The following is a 5,869-nucleotide window of genomic DNA, read 5'->3' as shown; positions in this document are numbered from 1 at the left end:
GGGCCGGTGCGCTCCTTTGGGGCCGGTGGCATCAGAGGATGGTTGCTTTATTTTATTGGCCTTCTGGCAAACCACAATTCGCTGTAAATGATGGCTACATTCTTGTACTCGGCAAAATCTGCTGCGAGCAAAAACTCCTTAGACTGCAAGCATTTCAGCATCTGGGGAGCGGAACTGGTGCGAACTGACTTGAGCAGTAAGCTCCTGGCAGATCGCCTGACACCACATAGCCTTTTGAGTCAGAGATTGGCTAATTCCACAACTTATGCCGGTGGGCTGCGGAAAACTTAACAATTTTGCCCATTACTATCCTGCTCTGACAAGTTGGCACGCCGGCATTAATATCACTTATATCGGATGAACTACTGCTGCCATACAAAAAAGGTTTTGCAGCCATCTGGGGATTTCTCAATGTATTGGTCTTGGTACATTTCGAGTGGGATTTCGGTCTTATAATGAAATTTCGTGTACCGCGTCATTAAACCAGGATAAGAACCACTTTCTTTTTCCCGAATATCCATTCCAACGAATTCTAGTTTAAGTAATTCGGGGTTTAATCCAAGTTCCTTAATGATTCCCCGTCTAGCACCATCTAAACTATCTTCAGAAGGTTTAAGTTTTTCAGAGATTCCCCTAAACCCCCGGCGACGGATACGACCATCTGCAAACTCTTGTCGGTCTTCAATTAAAGTTTTACCGTCGTGAGATAATATTTCAACAAAAACAAATTGTACGACGCGGAGAGGTTGGGAATTCTCCCATATTATTTGAGTTTCCCCGTTCTCAATTTCACGACAGAGATGTGGGAATGATTTGGCAACTCCGACCCCATAAAGATGAATGGGCAAAGCATATCTTAATTTGTCTAATAGTTCAGATTGATTCATGGTTAGTTCTTCCAGTTTGTTTGGTATTATAAACGAGGGTTGGAAAGGGGGATTTCCAACCCCATCATTCAACCAGTCGTTTTAAACCTCAATTACCAGCGCTGAGGGCCGTACAGATAGTAATCGTATTCGTCCGAGTCGATTTCTTCTGATTCCCCGGAATAAATGGTGTCGTGAGCTTGTTCAATTACGATGTGACTACTGTTGACAACCGCCTCTCTTATTACCTTGACACAGACGTTATCGGGTGGAAATTCAGGACAATCCCACAATGTCAGTGGTGGATTAGCTTGGACAATGATTTTCATTGGGGTTTAATGGTGATGAGAATGGTAGCAACTTCAGTGGTACGGATTCGTGATTTGGTGAAAGAACCATCAGGGAGTTCCTCTATTTCAGCACCTACTTTATTGAGCCAACTTTTAAAAGCTTGGTATTTGGTAGTAGAGCGAAACAAAACCTTAGTGCTGGCGACACTTACCAAAATCCCCTGTTTATGCCGGCACTGATAAGCCTTCTGGATATGACTGATTTCTTCACTAAACGGCGGATTTAATAGCACAGCATCATAGAGGATAGTTGGTTGAAATTCCAAGAAATCAGAACCTACAATATTCAGATTTTTCAACCTCAGAATTTCCCGGAGAGTAGAATTAATCTCAATAACATCTGGTGAACCGTCAATCTTACTAGCAATAGCTTCAGCAATTGCCCCATTACCGGCAGATGGTTCAAGGACACGCATTCCTGGTTTAAGTTGAGCAATGGAGAGCATTCTTTCTACTACCAAAGGGGGTGTAGGAAAAAACTCCTCAATTTTGCGACCAACTAATTCATTCTCTAATTGTCGTATTTTGTTAGAAGTTGTATCCTCTGGTACTTTCATGCTATTGAGGATATTAACTGCCTCAACGAATTCAGAAGTTGTTTCAATCCCCCAACTAGCAAGTTCATCTCTATAATGGGAGATGACTTTATTAGGAGAATAGCCAGAATTTCTGATGAAAAATTCAACTGCTTTTCGGGTGCGTATATTCTCCAGTAGGGGTGGTACTTTCCCTGATTCATGTAGGGAAGCAAGGTACAATAAAGCAGCTTGAACGTGCTGCAATTGTTTACCTTCTGACCTCATGGATTCGGCAATTTTGATTCTGCGAGCAGTGGGCCTTTGGTTGCTAATACTAGAATCAATTAGCCGATTTATCTGGGGGGTTAAATTGTCCGCTAACTCCCGTAATTTATTGGCAATTCGCGGGTTGGGGATGGTTGGGCAACCGCTTTCCCCATTCCATAAAGTAAGTTGCTTCATCTGCTTTGTTTCCTAAAAGTCTTGACAATACTGGTAGCATTAGTGAAACGCCAACCGGCATCTTTACAGGATTGTTGTGCTAGTTCGAGAGCTTCTTTTGAGGGGAGAAGAGAGTAGGTGATGATGCTACCGTCGGCACTGTGGAGATAAGTTTGATATCCCTCTTTAACCTCGATATAGCTCACCATCTTTAGAACCATTGTTTGAGGGGTGATATCCATAACCTTGTTAAGTAGGATGAAACAAAAAGCGCCTTGATAATCAGCGCTTCTTGTTATGTTGGTGGGCAAAAATGGTATTATTTGATTCGTAGATAATTACTGCGTTCCTTTACCGCAGCAATAATTTTGTTGTTGTGGGAGATAGTGCCGGTCTTAGAATTGCGGCAAGCTTCTTTTAAAGCTTCGGTGTCAATATCAACAATTACTTTGCGGAATTCTTCTGGTACATCATCTGGTAGTAGATCCGCAGGAAGTTGCACCGGCACTTTACCACCGGCTTTACAGAGGGTAACAGCACTTTCAATGCCTTCTAACCGTTTACCTTTTTCTCCCAATTGTTCAACTCGTTGCTCAAGAAAGCTTTGGAGATTTTGCTTTAACCAGTACGCTGTCTTCTCAGCAGAACAGGCAAGTTCCATAATACTTTTAGCACGTTGTTTTCTGGTTTCTGCGAGTTCTAGTTTGGATTTGATGACACTGGTGTAAGCATCAATTTTAGATTCAATCTGGGGAATAATCTCATCAACAATTCCCTGGGCTAATCGTTGATTTTCTGGGGTAGGGTCAGACTCAATAATTTCTGCCGCTAATTCCAGTTGTTCTGATAGTTCATTGAGGGTAGCCATAAATTATTGGGGGTGTGGGTTCAACACCAATGCGCGTAGCGCAACCAAGCACCCCACCCCCATACCAGCAGTTTTAAAATTGACGGGCTAACCAGTATAAAGTGCGGTCTGTAATCCCCCGACCATTAAATGAATGCCATTTATAATCACATTCACCGGCCTTATATTTAGGAGAAAGCCGACTCCACTTATCCCAATCTTCTAACAGGGATGGACTAATAAATTTGAGTGCCATTCCTACTTTAATCCACCAATGGTAATCATCTGCATATTTTGGATGGATTTTTGTTAGCAGAAATCTAGCAGTTCTTATGCTGTTATTCTGAATTGTGCTGTGGCCGGTGTACTGGGGATGATCGGTGCACCCGGTGGTGGAAAAGTCGGTCGTCTTGGAGAGGCCGGTGCACCCGGTGGTGGAAAAGTCGGTCGTCTTGGAGAGGCCGGTGCACCCGGTGGTGGAAAAGTCGGTCGTCTTGGAGAGGCCGGTGTATCCGGTGGTGGAAAGGTTGGTCGTCTTGGAGAGGCCGGTGTACCTGATGAATCCAGCGGTGGTCAAGGTGTCGGTGGTGTACCCGGTGTACTTGCTGTACTGAGGATCTCCGGTGGTAGTATGGCTGGTCGCGTGTCGCTCAGTTGGCCGCTGAAACTTAACTAAATTTGCTGGTTTGTTCTGATTGACTGGTTGGCATAAAAGATCGAGTAGCCAATTTGGTGCCGGTGCAACTTCAATATCTCTAGGCGAAAGACCGGCCACCCATTTATAACAACCAGTGATGGGATGGGGGGATGGTGGTAAAACAGATTGCAAATTCTTCGTCCGCAATTCTAATCCTTCCTCAATTCCTGTTGGGATTTTCTGTGACCGTAATTCCACCCCCAACTGAGCACTAAATAATAGCTGTCTTCGGTGTGGCCGGCCTGATGTAAAACTAACAGTGCGCGGTATATTGCCACCAGAAATCTCCTCTAATTTTCGCTCGGCACTTTCCCCATCAATATCAACGGCTATCAAATTTTCTTGAGAATTTGGGCCGGTGAGTAATCCAATACCGGGTGGGTATATTCGTTTAAAATCCCCAGTTTTACTGAGAATTGGAATTGAGTTAAACTTGCGTAATTCCGAGATAAACTTCTCCACCGGCATTGCCCTAGATGGCCAATTATAACCCAACGGTCGTTTATTATATCCTACTGGGATAATTAACCAATGTTGAGGCAAAATCAAAAGTGTTTCTTCGATTGTCTCATGCAACGTAATCGATTTTAATTGCATATTTTGATTCCTGAACGTAAGCTAAAAATAAAAAAGCGAGGGGGTTTCCTCACTTTTCTGGTTGGTAATGAATTTGTGGTTAACGGGCTTAGAAGGGAACAAGCTCGAATGATACAACTTCGCCAGATGGCGTTTTGTAAGTTGAATTTTGTGGAATTATTGCTTCTGCTGAAGCCGGAGGGATGATTGCTTCTGCTGAAGTCGGAGGGATGATTGCTTCTGCTGAAGTTGGGGCTACACCGGCACCACTGGTGGGAACTGTACTTTTGATTATTTGCGCTTCCCAAATATGGAAGAGTAAGTCGGTGCTTCTGTTGTTGGTTTGACAACATTCCATATTGCCGGTGCAGACGAGGGTTCCTCCCACACCAGCTTTTAGTAGGGTATCCGACACATTTTTATTTTGACCAGCGTAATAAATACCTTTGGTAGATGTTGATTTTTGGCTACCCTGATATTTCATTAAAGCAATGCCGGTCGCACCGTCGGGAGATTCGATGACTTCCACAAGTTTGATAGATAACAAAAACCTGTTCATTTTATTTTACCCTAATTTTTCGTATAATCAGCGCATCGCGCCTTAGTTAAAATAAAAAAAACAGCACGATGGCTGCTTTGATTTAGCTGATTAATTTTATTTAGAAATCATCGTCATCATCTGAGGAAACATCCGAAGTTTCAGTTGAGCCGGTGTTACCGAGTAGTTCAATTTCATTACAAACGACAACAGGTTTCCAGCGAGTGTCGCCGGTGGTTTTATCGGGCCACTGGTCAAACTTCAAATTGCCAGCAACGGCCACTTGGCTACCTTTGCGGAGGTATTTACCAGCAATATCCGAGGTTTTACCCCATGCTTGGATATTAAACCAGTCTGGGGTTTCTCTGCCTAAGCGTTTGACAGCCAGAGAAAATTCGGTAACTTGGCTTCCACCAGCAAATGTTTTTGTCTGTGGTTCTTGCCCTAACCGGCCAATCAATAAACACGAATTAACAGACATACTAATTGTCTCCTTTTATTCATCACCCAATTAGCGCTTAGCGCTTTATTTTTTGCTAAACTACTGAGATTGATATAATACTCCTGAGATTGATTTAATTGTTGAACCCTTGTATATGTTCAACGACTGAGGTCACCGTTTAACTGTTGGGAGAAATGTTGGTACAGAGCAGAAAGATACTGTTTCTGAGAACTATTGAGATTCTCCACAATTGGAGCTTCACCACGACATTTGTGGTAGATAATATCATTTGAAGCGTTGGATGTAATTTTGATGGTGTCTTTGCCGGTGGTGGGGTCAGTGTAATAAAAAGTAGATAATCTGCCTTGGAAAAAGGAAGCATGGTTGACACCTGGTATGATTTCTTGTCCCTCTTTTTTGAGCGCATTAAAAGCTAAACTGGTTAACATATTTTCCCAGGGTTTCTGTTGATATGGTGCGGGTTCAGTTGTTTTCGGTTCGGGGATTGCCGGCGTACTATAGCAATCCTAAATAGGTTGTGAAAAAATACCATACTCATAAAGTTTCGGAAAATCAAATATTTGACCATCAGCA

9 protein-coding genes are annotated in these 5,869 nt (G+C 43.0%); all 9 read right to left on the bottom strand.

From position 1 onward, the window contains the following. Positions 1-362: 362 nt before the first annotated feature. The 9 genes from NG798_RS26580 to NG798_RS26540 all read right to left on the bottom strand — a co-directional run bounded on the left by NG798_RS26580 (position 363) and on the right by NG798_RS26540 (position 5,724). Positions 363-887, bottom strand: coding sequence for a hypothetical protein (locus tag NG798_RS26580; protein WP_261226739.1), 525 nt, complete (start codon positions 885-887; stop codon positions 363-365). Between the two features lie 92 nt (positions 888-979). After that, complete coding sequence (locus NG798_RS26575; protein ID WP_261226738.1) at positions 980-1,195, bottom strand: hypothetical protein; 216 nt, start codon at positions 1,193-1,195, stop codon at positions 980-982. Then, positions 1,192-2,196 carry a class I SAM-dependent methyltransferase gene (locus NG798_RS26570; protein WP_261226737.1) on the bottom strand — a complete coding sequence of 335 codons (1,005 nt, stop codon included), beginning with the start codon at positions 2,194-2,196 and terminating at the stop codon, positions 1,192-1,194. Before NG798_RS26570 ends, NG798_RS26575 begins: the two co-directional genes overlap by 4 nt. Further along, positions 2,193-2,417, bottom strand: a complete 225-nt coding sequence (locus NG798_RS26565) for a hypothetical protein (RefSeq protein WP_261226716.1) — start codon at positions 2,415-2,417, stop codon at positions 2,193-2,195. The genes NG798_RS26570 and NG798_RS26565 overlap by 4 nt, the downstream gene beginning before the upstream one ends. A 77-nt stretch (positions 2,418-2,494) precedes the next feature. Next, positions 2,495-3,043 carry a siphovirus Gp157 family protein gene (locus tag NG798_RS26560; protein WP_261226736.1) on the bottom strand — a complete coding sequence of 183 codons (549 nt, stop codon included), beginning with the start codon at positions 3,041-3,043 and terminating at the stop codon, positions 2,495-2,497. A gap of 73 nt (positions 3,044-3,116) precedes the next feature. After that, positions 3,117-4,316 carry a bifunctional DNA primase/polymerase gene (locus tag NG798_RS26555; protein WP_261226735.1) on the bottom strand — a complete coding sequence of 400 codons (1,200 nt, stop codon included), beginning with the start codon at positions 4,314-4,316 and terminating at the stop codon, positions 3,117-3,119. 88 nt (positions 4,317-4,404) lie between these two features. Continuing rightward, entirely contained in the window at positions 4,405-4,854 is a 450-nt protein-coding gene (locus tag NG798_RS26550) for a hypothetical protein (protein WP_261226734.1), read from the bottom strand. Between the two features lie 100 nt (positions 4,855-4,954). Continuing rightward, positions 4,955-5,314, bottom strand: coding sequence for a single-stranded DNA-binding protein (gene ssb, locus NG798_RS26545; protein ID WP_261226733.1), 360 nt, complete (start codon positions 5,312-5,314; stop codon positions 4,955-4,957). Between the two features lie 119 nt (positions 5,315-5,433). Beyond that, positions 5,434-5,724, bottom strand: a complete 291-nt coding sequence (locus NG798_RS26540; protein WP_261226732.1) for a hypothetical protein — start codon at positions 5,722-5,724, stop codon at positions 5,434-5,436. Positions 5,725-5,869 lie beyond the last annotated feature (145 nt).

The organism is Ancylothrix sp. D3o (assembly GCF_025370775.1).
In the GTDB taxonomy this organism is placed as follows: Bacteria; Cyanobacteriota; Cyanobacteriia; order Cyanobacteriales; family Oscillatoriaceae; genus Ancylothrix.
Note: the sequence above shows the minus strand (reverse complement) of the source record. Positions and strands in the feature narration are given on the sequence as shown.

Excerpts from the sequence above, each read along its gene's own strand:
- NG798_RS26565 (WP_261226716.1), bottom strand. The coding sequence starts at position 2,417 with ATGGATATCACCCCTCAAACAATGGTTCTAAAGATGGTGAGCTATATC.
- NG798_RS26550 (WP_261226734.1), bottom strand. The coding sequence starts at position 4,854 with ATGAACAGGTTTTTGTTATCTATCAAACTTGTGGAAGTCATCGAATCT.
- NG798_RS26580 (WP_261226739.1), bottom strand. The coding sequence starts at position 887 with ATGAATCAATCTGAACTATTAGACAAATTAAGATATGCTTTGCCCATT.
- ssb (WP_261226733.1), bottom strand. The coding sequence starts at position 5,314 with ATGTCTGTTAATTCGTGTTTATTGATTGGCCGGTTAGGGCAAGAACCA.
- NG798_RS26540 (WP_261226732.1), bottom strand. The coding sequence starts at position 5,724 with ATGTTAACCAGTTTAGCTTTTAATGCGCTCAAAAAAGAGGGACAAGAA.
- NG798_RS26575 (WP_261226738.1), bottom strand. The coding sequence starts at position 1,195 with ATGAAAATCATTGTCCAAGCTAATCCACCACTGACATTGTGGGATTGT.
- NG798_RS26560 (WP_261226736.1), bottom strand. The coding sequence starts at position 3,043 with ATGGCTACCCTCAATGAACTATCAGAACAACTGGAATTAGCGGCAGAA.
- NG798_RS26555 (WP_261226735.1), bottom strand. The coding sequence starts at position 4,316 with ATGCAATTAAAATCGATTACGTTGCATGAGACAATCGAAGAAACACTT.
- NG798_RS26570 (WP_261226737.1), bottom strand. The coding sequence starts at position 2,196 with ATGAAGCAACTTACTTTATGGAATGGGGAAAGCGGTTGCCCAACCATC.